11 protein-coding genes and 3 pseudogenes are annotated in these 16572 nt (G+C 70.1%); 10 read left to right on the forward strand and 4 right to left on the reverse strand.

All coding sequences use genetic code 11. The annotated features are described in order from the left end of the window. Positions 1–103 precede the first annotated feature (103 nt). The 3 genes from ACQPZW_RS01645 to ACQPZW_RS01655 are packed head-to-tail and all read left to right on the forward strand — an operon-like array spanning position 104 to position 1018. On the forward strand, positions 104–232 hold the full coding sequence (locus ACQPZW_RS01645; RefSeq protein ID WP_239143932.1) for a DUF4244 domain-containing protein: 129 nt from the start codon (positions 104–106) through the stop codon (positions 230–232). Next, entirely contained in the window at positions 229–594 is a 366-nt protein-coding gene (locus tag ACQPZW_RS01650; RefSeq protein ID WP_433793078.1) for a TadE family type IV pilus minor pilin, read from the forward strand. Before ACQPZW_RS01645 ends, ACQPZW_RS01650 begins: the two co-directional genes overlap by 4 nt. A 43-nt stretch (positions 595–637) precedes the next feature. Further along, positions 638–1018 (forward strand): Rv3654c family TadE-like protein, encoded by a 381-nt coding sequence (locus ACQPZW_RS01655; protein WP_433793079.1) that lies wholly within the window; start codon positions 638–640, stop codon positions 1016–1018. Between the two features lie 206 nt (positions 1019–1224). Here the strand turns inward: ACQPZW_RS01655 and ACQPZW_RS01660 are convergent, their stop codons facing one another. Beyond that, entirely contained in the window at positions 1225–2568 is a 1344-nt protein-coding gene (locus ACQPZW_RS01660; protein ID WP_433793080.1) for an acyltransferase family protein, read from the reverse strand. 99 nt (positions 2569–2667) lie between these two features. Continuing rightward, the gene (locus ACQPZW_RS01665; protein WP_433793081.1) at positions 2668–4971 is read right to left on the reverse strand and encodes a DEAD/DEAH box helicase; all 2304 of its coding nucleotides are present in this window, start codon (positions 4969–4971) and stop codon (positions 2668–2670) included. A gap of 113 nt (positions 4972–5084) precedes the next feature. Between ACQPZW_RS01665 and ACQPZW_RS01670 the strand changes: the two are divergent. The 6 genes and pseudogenes from ACQPZW_RS01670 (at position 5085) to topA (ending at position 13197) form a co-directional block, all read left to right on the forward strand. After that, a pseudogene (locus tag ACQPZW_RS01670) lies at positions 5085–5440 on the forward strand (STAS domain-containing protein). Next, positions 5437–5877 carry an ATP-binding protein gene (locus ACQPZW_RS01675; RefSeq protein ID WP_111651988.1) on the forward strand — a complete coding sequence of 147 codons (441 nt, stop codon included), beginning with the start codon at positions 5437–5439 and terminating at the stop codon, positions 5875–5877. Before ACQPZW_RS01670 ends, ACQPZW_RS01675 begins: the two are co-directional and overlap by 4 nt. Before the next feature lie 389 nt (positions 5878–6266). Continuing rightward, positions 6267–8677 (forward strand): annotated as a pseudogene (locus ACQPZW_RS01680) (sodium-translocating pyrophosphatase). Between the two features lie 97 nt (positions 8678–8774). Continuing rightward, positions 8775–9305, forward strand: coding sequence for a hypothetical protein (locus tag ACQPZW_RS01685; protein WP_433793082.1), 531 nt, complete (start codon positions 8775–8777; stop codon positions 9303–9305). Positions 9306–9426: 121 nt separating this feature from the next. Further along, positions 9427–9612, forward strand: a pseudogene (locus ACQPZW_RS01690) (hypothetical protein); the annotation flags it as partial. Between the two features lie 771 nt (positions 9613–10383). Then, on the forward strand, positions 10384–13197 hold the full coding sequence (gene topA, locus ACQPZW_RS01695) for a type I DNA topoisomerase (RefSeq protein ID WP_433793083.1): 2814 nt from the start codon (positions 10384–10386) through the stop codon (positions 13195–13197). 65 nt (positions 13198–13262) lie between these two features. Here the strand turns inward: topA and ACQPZW_RS01700 are convergent, their stop codons facing one another. Beyond that, positions 13263–14561 carry a D-arabinono-1,4-lactone oxidase gene (locus ACQPZW_RS01700; RefSeq protein ID WP_433793084.1) on the reverse strand — a complete coding sequence of 433 codons (1299 nt, stop codon included), beginning with the start codon at positions 14559–14561 and terminating at the stop codon, positions 13263–13265. Between the two features lie 115 nt (positions 14562–14676). Here ACQPZW_RS01700 and ACQPZW_RS01705 point away from each other — a divergent pair, with 115 nt between their 5' ends. Beyond that, positions 14677–15306: a TetR family transcriptional regulator gene (locus ACQPZW_RS01705; RefSeq protein ID WP_433793085.1), complete on the forward strand. Its 630-nt coding sequence runs from the start codon at positions 14677–14679 to the stop codon at positions 15304–15306. Positions 15307–15313: 7 nt separating this feature from the next. Here the strand turns inward: ACQPZW_RS01705 and ACQPZW_RS01710 are convergent, their stop codons facing one another. Next, positions 15314–16519 (reverse strand): amino acid deaminase/aldolase, encoded by a 1206-nt coding sequence (locus tag ACQPZW_RS01710; RefSeq protein WP_433793086.1) that lies wholly within the window; start codon positions 16517–16519, stop codon positions 15314–15316. Between the last annotated feature and the right edge of the window lie 53 nt (positions 16520–16572).

The following is a 16572-nucleotide window of genomic DNA, read 5'->3' on the forward strand; positions in this document are numbered from 1 at the left end:
GTGCGGCGTTGTCGTCGCCGCACCAGCAAGGAAACAAGGAGGTCCTGTGTACAAACTCATCGCCCGCTACCGGCGGCTCCAGGCGGAAGCCGTGGACGCCGGAATGAGCACCGCCGAGTACGCCATCGGCACGCTCGCCGCGGTCGCCTTCGCCGGTGTGCTGCTCAAGGTGCTGACCAGCGGGCCCGTGCAGGCGGCGCTCAGCGGGGTCATCGGCCGGGCGCTGAAGTGAGACGGCGCCGGCATCCCGGCCGCGACCGGGGATCGTTCACCGCCGAACTCGCGGCCGGGCTGCCGGCGCTCGTACTGCTCCTCAGCTTCGGCCTCACCGCGATCGGCGCGATGGCGGCGAAGATGCAGTGCTACGACGCGGCGCGGGAGGCGGCCCTGGCGGACGCTCGCGGCGAGGCCCCCGCAACCGCGGCGGCGGGGCTGATTCCGGACGGCGCGAGCGTACGCGTCGGCGGCACCGCGGAGACCGTCGTCGCCCAGGTGTCCGCGCCGGTCCGCATGCTCGGCATCGACCTGCCGGGAACGGTGGTGAGCGGCGACGCGACGGCCGCACGCGAGCCGGACGGGCAGGCCCTTCCGTGAGTGCGCTGCGAGACGACCGCCGGGTGGCGGGGCGGGGCCTTTCGTGAAAGGGCTGCGGGACGACCGTGGGGCGGCGTCGATCTTCGTGCTGGCGGTGGGCCTGGTGCTGATCGGGGTGGCTCTCGTCGTCGTGGCCGGTGGAGCGGCCCGGGTGGCACGGCATCAGGCCAAGGGGGCGGCCGACTTCGGTGCTCTGGCCGGTGGTCCGCACGCCATCGAGGGCCAGGACGCGGCGTGCGCGGTGGCGGCGCGATATGTCGAGGCCAACCACGCTCGCATGGTGGGGTGCGCCGTCGAGGGCCTGGAGATCGTGGTCCACGCCGAGGTCCGGCTCACCTTCTACCCGGCGAGCGCCCGAGCCGCCTCCCGAGCCGGCCCGGTCACCGCCTTGCCCGGCGAGGCCCTGACACCGCCGGGCGGTTGACCGGCGAGCACCCGCCGCCAGACGATCCCGGTGGCCCGCATCAAAGCCCGCGGCCCTCGAGAGCGCCTCACCGGGCTGCCCTCGAGAGCGCGTCAGCGGGCAGCCTCGAGAACGTGCCGGGGGCAGCCCGTGTAAACGCGTCAGCGGCCTGCCCGGGAGACGCCTCAACGAGCCTCGGGAAGTGGCTCAGCGGAGCCTCGGGAGGATCAGCGGGAAGCGTCCTGAAAGGCGGATGACGACGGCTGCCGCGGCGACGGGCCGGGTCGCGCCCACCTCTCCTGGAGGCCTTCACTGTGCCCGCCGGCCGGCACGGGCGTCGGGCTCGCAGCAGTCCGTCCCGAGGCGGCCAGGGTCCCGGTTACGGCCGAGGTCCCTGTTGCTCCCGCGGTCTGCGCGGCTCGGGTGGCCGGCGTGGCCCCGGTCGCCTCCATAGCCCCGGCGGCCCCGGCGGCCTCCGCGGCCGAAACCCGCCGCACGTCAGCGATGGCCCGCCGCAGCACCGTCCGCAGCCACCGGCTGAGGGGCCGCTCCGCGAACCGGTGCACGAGCCACGCCAGGCACAGCACGATGGCGATGGCCCCGAGCAGCAGAGCCCACACCGGCAGGCTGGTCCGCTCCTGGGCGTGCCGGATCAGGCCGTACCCGATGCGCTGATGCAGCAGGTAGAAGGGATAGGTGAGGGCGCCCGCGGTGGTGAGCCACGACCAGCGGATCCGGTCGGTCCAGCCGAGCGCGACGGCTAGGACCACGACGTAGCAGAGGGTCACGATGGCGATGCCCGGCCAGGTCGGGACCTCGAAGCCGGGATCGATGGTGCCGACCCGCTGCTCCACCCGGTTGATCCCGACCAGCCAGGAGAAGCCGATGATCGCGAAGAGCAGCGGCGACCGGCCGAACCGGTGAATCAGGAACATCGCTATTCCGGCGATGAAATACGGCGCGTATTCCGGGATGGCGAGGATATTGACGATCCTGCTGTCCAGGGTCGGGCCGATCACCGAGAGGATCATCCAGGTGACGCAGAAGATCACCGTCCGGCGGTACGTGAGACCGAATGCCACGAGCGCCGCGAACAACAGATAGAACCGCAACTCGACGAAGAGCGTCCAGTAGACGGTGTCGACCGCGGGAATGCCGAGTGGCTCCTGGAGCATGGTCATGTTGACCGCGATCTCGCGCACTTCCGGGACTCCGCTGATCGGCACGCCCCCGGTCACCGGGAGGACGGTGACGACCGCGACGGTGATCAGGATGCACACCCAGTAGGCCGGGTAGAGGCGGCTGACCCGGGACACGAAGAACTCGCCCAGGCCGCGCCGCCAGCTGCTCATGCCGATCACGAAGCCGCTGATCAGGAAGAACAGCTCCACCCCGAGGAAGCCGTAGGCGGCGATCGGCGCGAGGTCCGGCAGGTAGTAGGCCGGTGGGCTCTGCCCGTCGAGGCGCCAGGAGACGCTCAGGTGGAACACCGCTACGGCCAGTGCCGCGATCAGGCGGAGGCCGTCGAGGGCGGCGAGGCGAGGGCTCGTGGTTGCTCGGTCACGATTCATCGGGAACGCAGGCTACCGTTTCCACTCATGGAGATCGTCAGGTCGGGGGCGAGATGTGACTCTTCCCCGGCGTGGTAACCGATAAACGGCGGTAAATGATCACAGCGCCGCGAGCACGATATCCAGCACTTTTACGGCGTCCTGTTTGTTCAGAGGGTTGTTGCCGTTTCCACATTTGGGTGACTGCACGCACGAGGGACATCCGGCCTCGCATCCGCACGACGCGATCGCCTCCCGGGTGGCCCGCAGCCACTCCGTCGCCGTCCCGTAGGCGCGTTCGGCGAACCCCGCCCCGCCCGGATGGCCGTCGTACACGAAGACCGTCGGTGCCTCGGTGTCGGCGTGGCCGGCCGTGGACAGCCCACCGATGTCCCACCGATCACAGGTGGCGATCAGTGGCAGCAGGCCGATCCCGGCGTGCTCGGCCGCGTGCAGAGCGCCCGGGACCTCGCCCGGTTCCACCCCGGCGGCGGTCAGCGCCTGCGGCGACACGGTGAACCAGACCGCGACCGTACGCAGCTCCCGCACCGGAAGGTCGAGCGGCCGGGTGTCGATGATCTCCCCACTGCCGAGCCGCCGTCGCTGATAGGAGACGACCTGGTTGGTGACGTCGACGTCGCCGAGGAACAGCCCCACCGGGCCCGCGTCCACATACGACCGCACGTCGACCACTGAGAGGTTCGTCACGTCGCGGGCGTGCGTGGTCCAGTCCGGCTCCTCCTGGCGCACCAGCGCGATGGCGTCCTCCAGGTCGAGGTCGTCGACCACGAAAGTGACGCCCTGATGCAGGTAGACGGCTCCGGGGTGCAGCATGGCGTGCGACGACCCGTGGTCGACGGTGCCGAGCAGCCGTCCGGTGGCCGCCTCGACCACCGAGACGGGCGCCCCGCCGGTCCCGCGCAGGTCGACCTCGGGCCGCCCGCGATGCGTCCAATACCAGCCGGACGGCCGGCGCCGGAGCAGGCCCTCGGCGGTGAGCTGCTCGACGAGTCCGTGCCCGCCGAAGAGGTCCAGGTCGGCGTCGGTGAGTGGCGCCTCGGAGGCGGCGCAGCACAGTTGGGGCCCGAGCACGTACGGGTTCCCCGGGTCGAGCACGGTCGCCTCGACGGGCCGCCCGAACACCGCCTCCGGATGGTGCACCAGATAGGTGTCGAGCGGGTCGTCGCGGGCCACGAGCACCGCGAGCGCCTCGTCACCGGCTCGCCCGGCCCGGCCCGCCTGCTGCCAGAGTGACGCCCGGGTGCCGGGGTAGCCGCAGATCAGCACGGCATCGAGCCCGGTCAGGTCGACGCCGAGCTCGAGCGCGTTGGTGGACGCCAGCCCGAGCAGCTCCCCGGAGAGCAGCGCCCGCTCGATGGCCCGCCGGTCCTCCCGGAGGTACCCGCCCCGGTAGGCGGCGACGCGGTCACCGAGTCCGGGCACGGCCTCGTTCAGCGACTGCCGGGCCGTCGAGGCGATCACCTCGGCCCCGCGCCTGGACCGTACGAACGCGATCGTCCTGGTCCCGGCGATCACGGCATCGGTCAGCAGGTCGGCGGTTTCGCGCAGGGCTGATCGGCGGATCGGGGAGGCGTCGTCGGCGAAGTTCTCGAGGAGAGGCGGCTCCCAGAGGGCGAAGGTCACCGCCCCGCGCGGCGACGCATCAGAAGTGATCTCCGTCACCGGGACGCCGGTCAGCCGACATGCCGATCCACCCGGATCCCCGGACGTCGCCGACGCCAGGATGAAGGTGGGCGACGCCCCGTACCGCTCGGTGGCCCGCCGTAGCCGCCGCAGCACGTGCGCCACATGCGAGCCGAAGACGCCGCGGTAGGTGTGGCATTCGTCGATCACCACATACCGCAGCCTGCGCAGGAAGACACCCCAGCGGCCGTGGCCGGGCAGGATGCTGTGGTGCAGCATGTCCGGGTTGGTCAGCACGAACCGCGAGTGCTGCCGGATCCATTCGCGCTCCTCGCGCGGGGTGTCGCCGTCGTACGTCGCCGCCCGCACACCGTCCAGTCCGAGCCGGTTCAGCCCGCGGAGCTGGTCGGCGGCGAGTGCCTTGGTGGGTGACAGATAGAGCACTGTCGCTCTAGGGTCCGTGGCGAGCGCGTTGAGTGCCGGCAGCTGGTACGCGAGGGACTTGCCCGACGCGGTGCCGGTGGCCAGCACGACGTGTGTGCCCTGCCAGGCGAGGGTGGCGGCGGCCGCCTGATGCTCCCACGGGACGCTGATCCCCTGTGCCGTGAACGCGTCGCGCACAGTGGGCTCGGTCCATGTGGGCCACGGCGCCGTCCGGCCCTCACGGGCGGGCACCCGCTCGATGTGTGTGACCGGGGACACTGTCGTCCCGCCGCCGCGAGCCCGCAGCCGATGCAGCAGCTCAGCAGGACCGAAAGCGGTTGAGGTCACGCATTGCACTGTGACACCGGTATGCCCCGAACCTCAAACGGGTAGGACGGTGGGTGCCACGCGTCGCCCCCTTCCGGTCGGTGGTTAGATTTCGCGGGGGGAGAGATCAGGGAGGAGGACCGATGGAGCTGTCACTCACGACACGGATCGTCGCCGGGCACACCGTGCTCGAGGTCGGCGGTGAGGTCGACGTCTACACCGCCCCCGGCTGCGCGAGCGCCTCATCGAGCTCGTGGACGCGGGGGCACGTGACGTCGTCGTCGATCTGGAGCGGGTCGACTTCCTCGACTCCACAGGGCTCGGCGTGCTGGTCGGCGCCCTCAAGCGGCTGCGGACGGCACACGGCACCTTCGGGCTGGTCTGCGCCAAGGAGCCACTTCTCAAGATTTTCCGGATCACCGCGCTGGATCAGGTCTTCCCGATCTTCCCGACGGTCGATGCGGCGACGGAACGCGACGGCAGCGGTCCCGCTTCGTGATGGCTACCGTTCGACTCTCCTTCTCACCGGCCCCGGTGCACGTGCGCACCGCACGGCTCGTCGGCGTCGCCGTCGCGCGCCGCGCCGGGGTCGCGGAGGAGTTGCTCGACGAGGTCCGGCTCGCCATCGGTGAGGCCTGCACCCGGGCGGTCACCCTGCACCGGCAGTATGGGTTGACCGAGCTGGTCACCGTCGAGATGTCCGACTCGGACTCGTACACCGTCCGCGTCATCGACCACGCCCCGATCGAGGCGAGCGTGGGCCTGACGAAACTGCCGCCGGACGAGCTGGCCGACGAGTCGCTCACCGACGACGCGCTCACCACCGGCGTCGGCTTCGCGCTGCTCGCCGGTTTCGTCGACGACCTGCAGGTGCGCCCCGTGGACGACGGGCCGGGCACCGAGGTCCGGATGGTCTGGCCGGTCACCCGCCGCTGACCCGCACACCGGGCGTCGGGCCCGGGCCTGGGACGGATCAGGCCCGGGCGAGCCAAAAAAGATCAACCACGCAGGGGGTACGGCACGACGCCGCGCCCACCATGGGCGATATTTCCGTAAATGACCAGCAATGTCAGGCGAGAATCCCGACACTGGCGGCTACCCGTGTACCCGAGATCGACTCCGGACTAACACAGTGGCGTTCATCGCCGCGACACGGCTGGTGCGACATGTGACGACCGACACGTAAGCCCTATACAGTACGCGAGTTGTCAGCTACTTACCGGCCTCGCGTCCGCAGGTCTGGTCGGTCGTTCCCCACTCCCCGGGGAATGCGCCCGGGTGGTCTCGTCCGCCCCCGGACGCCATCGGTGTACAGGAGGACATTGATGTCCGCGAGCTCGATACTCATGGCCGCTGAAGGCGGCGGAGTCTCCCTGAGTGGCTCAAACGTCACATTCGTAGTCATCGCGCTGGTGTTCGCCCTAGTGGCGCTCGGTTTCGCCGCCGCGTTCGTCCAATCGGTGCTGCGTACCGCGCGCGGCACACCGAAGATGCAGGAGATCGCCGGCGCGGTGCAGGAGGGCGCCTCGGCGTACCTGTTCCGGCAGTTCAAGACTCTCGGCATCTTCGTCGTCATCGCGGTCGTCCTGCTGTTCCTCCTACCGGTGCACGAGACCGACAACGAGACCTGGGTCAAGATCGGCCGCTCGCTGTTCTTCATCGTCGGCGCGGTGTTCAGCTCGTTCATCGGCGGCGCCGGCATGGCGCTGGCCACCCGGGCCAACGTGCGGGTCGCGGCCGCGGCCAGCGAGCAGGGCGGGCGGGAGAAGGCGATGGGGATCGCCTTCCGCACCGGCGGCGTGGTCGGCTTCCTCACCGTCGGCCTCGGCCTGTTCGGTGGCGCGCTGGTCGTGCTGATCTTCCGCGGCGACGCGCCGACCGTCCTGGAGGGCTTCGGTTTCGGCGCCGCGCTGCTGGCCATGTTCATGCGGGTCGGCGGCGGCATCTTCACCAAGGCCGCGGACGTCGGTGCGGACCTGGTCGGCAAGGTCGAGCAGGGCATCCCGGAGGACGACCCGCGTAACGCGGCGACCATCGCCGACAACGTGGGCGACAACGTCGGTGACTGCGCCGGCATGGCCGCCGACCTGTTCGAGTCCTACGCCGTGACCCTGGTCGCGGCGCTGATCCTGGGCTCGGCCGCGTTCGGCCAGGACGGTCTGATCTTCCCGCTGATCATCTCCACGATCGGTGTCCTGATCGCGATCATCGGTGTCTTCATCACCCGGCTGCGCGCCAGCGACCGCAACGGCCTCACCGCGATCAACCGGGCGTTCTACATCTCGGCCGTGATCTCCGCGATCGCGGTGGCCGTGGTCAGCTTCCTCTACCTGCCGAACAGCTTCGCCGGCTTCGGTGACGCGGGCATCGCCGAGGACATCCTGAACAGCGGTCAGAACCCGCAGTGGGTCGCGGTCGGCGCGGTCGTGATCGGTATCGTGCTGGCCGCCGCCATCCAAGCGCTGACCGGCTACTTCACCGAGACGAACCGCCGTCCGGTGCAGGACATCGGCAAGTCGTCGCAGACCGGCGCGGCCACCGTCATCCTGGCCGGCATCAGCGTCGGCCTGGAGTCGGCGGTCTACTCGGCGATCCTGCTCGGCGCGGGCGTCTTCGGCGCCTTCCTCCTGGGCGGCTCGTCGCTGACGCTGTCGCTGTTCGCGGTGGCGCTGGCCGGCACCGGCCTGCTCACCACGGTCGGCGTGATCGTGGCGATGGACACGTTCGGCCCGATCTCGGACAACGCGCAGGGCATCGCCGAGATGTCCGGTGACGTCGACGAGCGGGGCGCGCAGATCCTCACCGAGCTGGACGCGGTCGGCAACACCACGAAGGCGATCACCAAGGGCATCGCGATCGCGACCGCGGTCCTGGCGGCCACGGCGCTGTTCGGGTCGTACACCAACAGCCTGGCCAGCGCGCTGACCGAAGCCGGGGTGCCGAACGTCGGCAACGAGATCCTGGAGCAGCTCAACATCTCCAACCCGCGGAGCCTGGTCGGTCTGCTGATCGGCGCGGCGGTGGTGTTCCTCTTCTCCGGGCTGGCGATCAACGCGGTGTCCCGCTCGGCGGGCGCGGTCGTGATGGAGGTCCGCCGCCAGTTCCGGGAGTTCCCGGGCATCATGGACGGCACCCAGCGTCCGGAGTACGGCCGGGTCGTCGACATCTGCACCCGGGACGCGCAGCGTGAGCTGCTCACCCCGGTCTGCTGGCGATCATGGCCCCGATCGCGGTGGGCTTCGGGCTGGGCCCGGGCGCGCTCGCGGCTTACCTGGCCGGCGCGATCGGCACCGGCACGCTGATGGCGGTCTTCCTGTCCAACTCCGGCGGCGCGTGGGACAACGCGAAGAAGCTGGTGGAGGACGGCTCGTTCGGCGGCAAGGGCTCCGAGGCGCACGAGGCCACGATCATCGGTGACACCGTCGGCGACCCGTTCAAGGACACCGCGGGCCCGGCGATCAATCCGCTGCTCAAGGTGATGAACCTCGTCTCCCTGCTGATCGCCCCGGCCGTGGTGGCCTGGAGCTACGGCTCGGACGCGAACACGCCTCTGCGGGTGGGCGTGGCACTCGTCGCGGTGGCGATCGTGACCGCCGCGGTGGTCTGGAGCAAGCGCAAGCCGATCGCGTTCGGTGACGAGAGCACGTCGGCCTCGGCCGCCGGCGCCGCCGACACCGCCCGCGCGGTCCAGGACAGCCGCACCACCGAGGCGTCCCGGATCAAGGACAACGTCTGAGGTAGACACCGGGAAGGCACCCGGGTGACCGGGTGCCTTCCCTTTTCGCGCCGATCGAGGCGTGTGGAGTGTCCTACCGGAGTCGTACCCTGCTTCCATGCGCGCGGTCCGACCGATCTCCTTTGCCCTCCTCCTGGTGCTCGTCGCACCGTTGGCCGCCTGCTCCGCCCAGCCCGGCGCGCACGCCTGGGCCGCGGTGGTCTGCACCACGCTGAGTCCGTGGCGCAGCGAGATCGACACCCTGACCAGCCGCACCCAGCAGCAGATGACCAGCAAGACCACACCCGGCCAGGCGAAGGAGAATCTGGCGCGCCTCTTCGACGGCGCGTCCACGGCGAGCGAGAAGGCGCGGGAGGGCGTGGAGCAGGCGGGTGTCCCCGACGTGGACAACGGTCAGGCCATCGCCGACGGCTTCCTGTCCTCGCTTGCCGGCATCCGCGACGCCTACGGCCACGCGCGCACCGGCATCGAGGCGCTCGCCACCGCCCCTTCGCAGGATTTCTACACCGAGGTCGGCAAGGTGGTGTCCCAGCTCACCAGTGATTACGAGCGCAGCAGCCTGGACACGACGAAGCTGGAGTCGGTCGAGCTCAGACAGGCCTTCGACAGCCTGCCCGAATGCCAGTGACACGATGACCGAGACCGGCTGGCCGCTGATCCCGCGCGAGGTCCTTCCCCCACCGGTGCCGCTGGCGAAGAAGACCTCTCCGCGCGGCGTGCCCGGCCCGCCGGGTGGCCGCCAGCTGTCGATGTTCGGCGCCGAGACGACCGAGCCCTCACCCGCCGATCTGGCCGGCCTGCTGGCCGGTCCGGGACGTCTGGGCCGGATGGGGGGCACGGCCCGCGTCTCGGTCCGGGTGGATGCGGCCTGGCGGGTGCACGTCCTGGTCGGCGAGTTGGTCGCCCGGGGCCTGGCGGCCACGTGGGAGCCGATCCAGGGGGTACGCGCCATCGACCTCGCCGACGCGAAAGAGGCGATTGTCACGCCGGAGGACCCGTCGACGGAGGAGGAGCCCGGCGTCACGGGCCCGTCCGCTGCTCGGGACTCCGCCGGTCCGGGCGACGCGGGCCCCGTCGACGCAGGTCAGGCCGAGGACGGCCCGGACGACGAGGCGGACGACACCGGGGCGGAGATCGGTGATCCCGGGGACGCGGAGCCGCCCCGTCACGTCTTCGAGGTGCGTACCGCGTACTCCCGGAGGTTGAACGCTCTCGCCCGTGCCTGGCCGGACGCATCCGCGCAGCTCTTCCTCTCCGGCCCGCGTCTGCGGCTGTGGGTGGCCGCCGCCGGCGGGCCGCGCCCCGGCGGCTGGGTGCTCGGCCTCGACCCGGCCAAGGACCGTCACGCGGTGGAAGCCGCGCTGGTCCGGGCCGGTCTGGCGGGCCGGGTGTCGGAAGACGGACGACGCTACCTCATCTCGGGTGCACGGAGGCTGCGCAGGCTCGCCGAGTTGGTGGGTGAACGCCCCTCAGCAGCACCGGAGGAATTCTGGCCGGGTGGCATGGTCGCGTGATCTTCGGTGATTGTGTCCGACATAACAGTGTCTTCCCGGTGTACGGTGTCGCGGTCAGACGCATGCGGTGGCCGGACCGTTACCATCCGACTGCGGGCTTCCCCGGGAATGCGGCCGTGTCCGGCGCGTTACGTTGAACGTCTGTGCTCCGCCGAGCGGAGTGGGGAGTGCTGAGGCCAAATAAGGAGTGCCGTGCCGAGTGACGCCAGGACGACCCGTCTGGTCATCGTCGAGTCCCCGTCGAAGGCCAAGACGATCGCCGGTTACCTGGGTCCCGACTATCTGGTCGAGGCCTCCGTCGGCCATATCCGTGATCTGCCGCGCAACGCCGACGAGGTCCCCGAGGAGTTCAAGGGCCAGCCGTGGGCACGACTCGGCGTCGACGTCGACAACGGCTTCCACGCGCTTTATGTGATCTCGGAGGGCCGGCGCCAGCAGGTCGCCAAGCTGAAGCGGCTGGCCAAGGAGGTCGACGAGATCTTCCTCGCCACCGATGAGGACCGCGAGGGCGAGGCGATCGCCTGGCACCTGGTCGAGACGATCAAGCCCAAGGTGCCGGTCAAGCGGATGGTCTTCCACGAGATCACCAAGCCGGCCATCCAGGCCGCGGTGGCCAACCCGCGTGACATCGACCGGGCCCTGGTGGACGCCCAGGAGGCGCGCCGCATCCTGGACCGGCTGTACGGCTACGAGGTCAGCCCGGTCCTGTGGAAGAAGGTGATGCCGAAGCTCTCCGCCGGACGGGTGCAGTCCGTCGCGACCCGCATCGTCGTCGAGCGCGAGCGCCAGCGGATGGCCTTCCGCTCCGCGGAGTACTGGGACATCCTCGCTCACCTGGCCGTTCAGGGTCAGGTCGAGGGCCCTCGCACGTTCAACGCCACGCTGATCGCGCTGAACGGTGACCGGATCGCCTCGGGCAAGGACTTCGAGCCCACCACCGGGCAGCTCAAGACCGGTTCCACCTCGGTGCAGCTGGACGGCGACGGCGCCCGCGGGCTGGCCGCCCGTCTGGAGGGCCGCCCGTTCCAGGTCACCCGGGTCGAGGAGAAGCCGTACCGCCGCCGGCCGTACGCGCCGTTCATCACCTCCACGCTCCAGCAGGAGGCGGCCCGCAAGATGCGGTACTCCTCGCAGCAGACGATGCGCACCGCGCAGAGCCTGTACGAGAAGGGCTTCATCACCTACATGCGTACGGACTCGGTGAACCTCTCCGAGACCGCGGTGGCCGCCGCCCGCCGGCAGATCGCCGAGCTGTACGGGGCGGGCAACGTGCCGCCGCAGCCGCGCAAGTACACGACGAAGGCCAAGGGTGCCCAGGAGGCGCACGAGGCGATCCGCCCGGCGGGGGACAACTTCCGTACCCCGGGCGAGGTGGCCAAGGAGCTGAGTGGCGACGAGTTCCGGCTCTACGAGCTGATCTGGCGCCGCACGATCGCCTCGCAGATGACCGACGCGGTCGGTAACTCGATCAGTGTCCGGATCCGCGCGACCACCGCCGCGGGCGAGGAGGCCGACTTCGCCGCCTCCGGCAAGACGATCACCGACCCGGGCTTCCTGCGCGCCTACGTGGAGTCCTCCGACGACGAGAACGCCGAGTCCGACGACGCCGAGCGCCGCCTGCCGAACCTGGTGAAGGACCAGCCGCTGACCGCCGACCAGCTGAACGCGACCGGTCACCACACCACACCCCCGGCGCGGTACACCGAGGCGTCGCTGGTCAAGGCGCTGGAGGAGCTCGGCATCGGCCGTCCCTCCACGTACTCGTCGATCATGCAGACCATTCAGGACCGTGGCTACGTGGAGAAGCGTGGCCAGGCGATGATCCCGTCGTTCCTGGCGTTCGCGGTGATCGGCCTGCTCGAGGGGCACTACCCACGGCTGGTCGACTACAACTTCACCGCGGCGATGGAGGGTCAGCTCGACGACATCGCGGCCGGTGACGGCACCCAGCTCGCCTTCCTCACCGCCTTCTACTTCGGCAGTGACGAGGGCGAGGAGGTGGCCCGGTCCGGTGGTCTGAAGAAGATGGTCACCGAGAACCTCAGCGCGATCGACGCCCGTGAGGTCAACTCGATCCCGCTCTTCGTCGACGAGGAGAACCGCCGGGTCGTCGTCCGGGTCGGCAAGTTCGGTCCCTACCTCCAGCGCCGGGCGGTCGACGGTGGCGAGGACGCGCCCGAGGACAAGGCCTCGCTCCCGGAGGGTGTGGCTCCCGACGAGTTGACTCCCGAACGGGTCGAGGAGCTGTTCCTGGCGGGCAACGGCGACCGGGTCCTCGGCGACGATCCGGTGACCGGTGACGAGGTGACCGTCAAGTCGGGCCGGTTCGGGCCCTACGTGTCGGCCGGCGAGCGCAAGTCGTCGCTGTTCAAGAGCCAGTCGCCGCAGACTCTCACTCTCGAGCAGGCGCTCGATCTGCTGAAGCTGCCCCGGATCGTCGGCAAGGACCCCGAGGGCAACGAGATCGTGGCCCGCAACGGCAAGTACGGGCCGTACATCTCCCGGGAGAAGGACTCGCGGTCGCTGGGTAGTGAGGACCAACTGCTCACGATCACCCTGGCGGAGGCGTTGGAGCTGCTGGCGCAGCCGAAGACCCGCCAGGCACGGGCCGCGAAACCGCCGCTGCGTGAGCTCGGCGCCGACCCGGTCAGCGAGAAGCCGCTGGTGATCAAGGAGGGCCGGTTCGGGGCCTACGTCACCGACGGGGAGTTCAACGCGACGCTGCGCCGGGACCAGAAGCCCGAAGAGATCACGCTGGCCGAGGCGTCCCAGATGATCGCGGACAAGCGGGCCAAGGGCCCGGTGGTCAAGAAGACCGCCGCGAAGAGGGCGCCGGCCAAGAAGGCCGCTCCGAAGACCGACGGCGAGGCGACCCCGGCCAAGAAGGCCCCGGCCAAGCGAGCCGTCGCCGCGAAGAAGACGACCGCCGCCAAGACGACCGCGGCCAAGAAGGCGGCCCCGGCGAAGCGGGCCGCGCCGCGCAAGGCGGCCACCGCCGCCGAGTGAGTGCGAGCCGGCTCTCGGCGCTGTCTCCCGGACATCCGGGGGCAGCCCTGAGAGCCGGCCTCGTCTCAGGCGCCGAGGACGCGGTTCAGGTAGTCGTTGGCGAAGACCCGGTGGGGGTCGAGGCGGTCCCGCACGGCCAGGAAGTCGTCGAAGCGGGGGTACGCCGTCCGCAGCGACCCGGCATCCCGGTAGTGCAGCTTCCCCCAGTGCGGCCGGCCGCCCAGAGCCGTGCAGACCTCTTCGACGGCCCGGAAGTACGGCTCGTACGGGGCGCCGATGTACTGGTGCACGGCGATGTAGGCGGACTCGCGGCCGTATCCGTGCGACAGCCAGATGTCGTCCGGCCCGGTGAACCGCACCTCGACGGGGAACTGCACCTTGAACGGGAGCCGGGCGAAGATCCTCTCGAGCTCGCCGAGGACCTCGGGTAGGGCGGCGCGCGGTACCTCGTACTCCATCTCGGTGAATTTGACCTTGCGCGGTGAGCAGAAGACCTCGTCGGACCGGCCGGTGTACGTCCGCGCGCTGAGGCCGCGTGCCGAGATGGCGCTCAGCGCCGGAACCGTCGCCGGGATGCGCCGTCCCAGCGCGCAGATGCCCTGCCAGACGGTGTTGGAGAGGAATTCGTCGTCGAGCCAGCCACGGAACCGGCTCAGCGGTCGATCGTTCTCGGTCACCTTCCGGTTCCGTTTGAGCTGCGCCCGATCCGTGTACGGATACCAGAAGAACTCGACGTGGTCGTTTTCCGGGATCCACTCGTCGAGTCCGGCCAGCACGTCGGTGAGCGGCATCGGCCGCTCGTCAGCCAGCAGGGTGAACGCCGGGACGCAGCGCAGGGTCACCTCGACGATCACACCGAGGGCCCCCAGCCCGACCCGCACCGCCGGAAACTCGGGCGCATCGGAGGTGTAGCGCTCGACCTGACCAGTTCCGGTCACCAGCGTCAACGCCTCGACGCTGGAGGCGAGCGTGGAGTACGCGATGCCGGTCCCGTGCGTTCCGGTGGAGATCGCCCCGGCGACGGTCTGCGCGTCGATGTCGCCGAGGTTGGGCATGGCCAGCCCGTGCTCGGCGAGGACGACGTTCAAGGTGGACAGCGTCATCCCGCCCTGGACGGTGACCAGATCTCCGTCGACGGCGACGAGCCCGGCCATCCGGTGCACGAACATCCGCTGGTCGTCGGCGACCGCGATGGCGGTGAACGAGTGCCCGCTCCCGACGACTTTGATCCGCCGCCCGCTTTCCGTGGCCTGCTTCACTCCAGTGGTGACCTCGTCGATGGTGCCGGGGGTGAGCACCTCGGCGATCGACTCCTGATTGCGGCCCCAGTTGGTCCAGCGGCGGGCGTTAACGGGTGTAGTCATTCCGGCCTTTGTCCTCCGTCCGAGCGGACACCGTCACCCGGCGTCCCGTCGATGCGCCTCGCTCGTTGATCCGAGTAACGTTCTTCTTAATACTGCTGAGAGGGAGTGGCGACGCGTGTCGACACCAACCGTCAGCACCGGACCGCTGAGGCGGGTTCCGGTGCAGGGCAGAAGCGTTGCCCGGGTGCAGCGCATGCTCGACGCATGCGCTGAGCTGGTGGACGAGGTCGGTTATGAGGGGTTGACCACGACGCTGCTCGCCGAGCGCGCCGAGGTCGCCATCGGCTCGGTCTACCAGTTCTTCCCGGACAAGCGGGCCATCGTCCAGGCGCTCGCACTGCGCAACATGGACGCTTACCTGCAGAGTCTGTCTGATCGATTCGCCAGCGAGACCTTCACCCATTGGTGGGATGCGGTCGATGCGGCGATCGATGCCTACATCCACATGCACCGCAGCGTTCCCGGGTTCCGGACGCTGCATTTCGGCGACGTCGTCGATCTGCATCTGCTCGACTCCGACCGCGACAACAACGCGGTCATCGCCGAGCGCCTGGCCGAGCTGCTGATCGAGCAGTTCAAGCTGGCCGATCGGGGCCGTCTGCGTTTCGCCCTGCAGATCTCGGTCGAGGCCGCGGACGCGCTGATCAAGCTGGCGTTCCGCCGTGACCCCACGGGTGACGAGTCGGTGCTGACCGAGGCCAAGGCGTTGATAAGAGAGTATCTGCACCGCCACGTCTCGGCCTGACAGCCGATCACCCCAGGAAGGCACGGCCTTCTCCGCGGTAGGTGAGGGCCGGCGTGCTCGTCGTACCGTCGACCAGTTGCAGCTCGTTGACGTGTTCGCACAGCTCGCCGGCCTTGGCGTGCCGGAACCACACCCGGTCGCCGGGCCGCAGCCGCTCGGCGGCCTCGCCCAGCAGCGGGGTCTGCACCTCGCCGGCGCCCTCGTCGGCCTTGAACCGCAGCCCCTCGGGCAGCCACGGAACGGGCAGACGGGACGCCTCGGGGGCGCCCGAGGCGATCCAGCCGCCGCCCAGCACCGTGGCGATCCGCGGGGCCGGGCGGCGCACCACGGACAGCGCGAAGAGCGCCGCCGGGGTGGGTCGCCAACTGCGGTAGCCGTCGAAGAGCGCGGGACCGTAGAGACCGGAGCCGGCGGTCACCTCGGTGACGGCCGGGTCGGCGCTGGTGGCGGAGACGCTGCCGGTGCCGCCGCCGTTCACGAACTCCAGGTCGGCGTGCTCCCGGACCGCGCGTACCGCCGCGGCACGCCGGTCCCGCAGCTCGGGGAAGGCCCGGCTCTGCATCATGCGGATGGCCCGGCCCCGCAGCGCCTGACCGGGCGGGTCGTCGCCGACTCCGGCGATGTGCGCCTCGTAACACATCACCCCGACCAGCCGGAATCCGTCCCGCTCGGCGATCTTGCCGGCCAGGGCGCCCGCTTGCGCGGCCGAATGGATCGGGGACCGGCGCACGCCGATGTGCAGAGGCCCGGCGGGACGCCAGGAGGCATCGAGGTCGATACATAGGCGTACGGCCGGACGAGCACCGGGCGCGGCCACCTGATCCACCACGTCCAGATGTGCCGGATGGTCCACCATGAGAGTGATCGCGGCGGCCAGCTCCGGGTGCGTGGTCAGCTCCCGCAGACCGGCGCGATCGACGGTGGGGTATGCCACCAGTACGTCGTCGGTCACGCCGGAACGGACCAGCCACAGCGCCTCGGGCAGGGTGTAGGCCATCACACCGTGCCAGCCGGGACGACTCAGCACCCGTTCCAGCAGTGTTCGGCAGCGCACCGATTTACTCGCCACACGTATCGGTTTGTCACCCGCGCGTGCGGCGAGGCGCTCCGCGTTGTCGTCGAAGGCGGCGAGGTCGATCACCGCGATCGGGGTTTCCAGATGGCCGGTCGCCTTGTCGAGTCGCTCGCGCAGGCTGATGCGGTCAGTGAGCACGTCAGCACGGTATCCCGTGACCTGGGTAACACGAAAGACATTCATCTCTGCTC

This window comes from Actinoplanes sp. CA-252034, assembly GCF_050956125.1.
In the GTDB taxonomy this organism is placed as follows: Bacteria; Actinomycetota; Actinomycetes; order Mycobacteriales; family Micromonosporaceae; genus Actinoplanes.

What these genes read in the sequence shown, in the direction of transcription:
- ACQPZW_RS01645 (WP_239143932.1), top strand. Translation starts at nt 104, where the DNA reads ATGAGCACCGCCGAGTACGCCATCGGCACGCTCGCCGCGGTCGCCTTC.
- ACQPZW_RS01660 (WP_433793080.1), bottom strand. Translation starts at nt 2,568, where the DNA reads ATGAATCGTGACCGAGCAACCACGAGCCCTCGCCTCGCCGCCCTCGAC.
- ACQPZW_RS01685 (WP_433793082.1), top strand. Translation starts at nt 8,775, where the DNA reads ATGCGCGCGGTCCGACCGATCTCCTTTGCCCTCCTCCTGGTGCTCGTC.
- ACQPZW_RS01700 (WP_433793084.1), bottom strand. Translation starts at nt 14,561, where the DNA reads ATGACTACACCCGTTAACGCCCGCCGCTGGACCAACTGGGGCCGCAAT.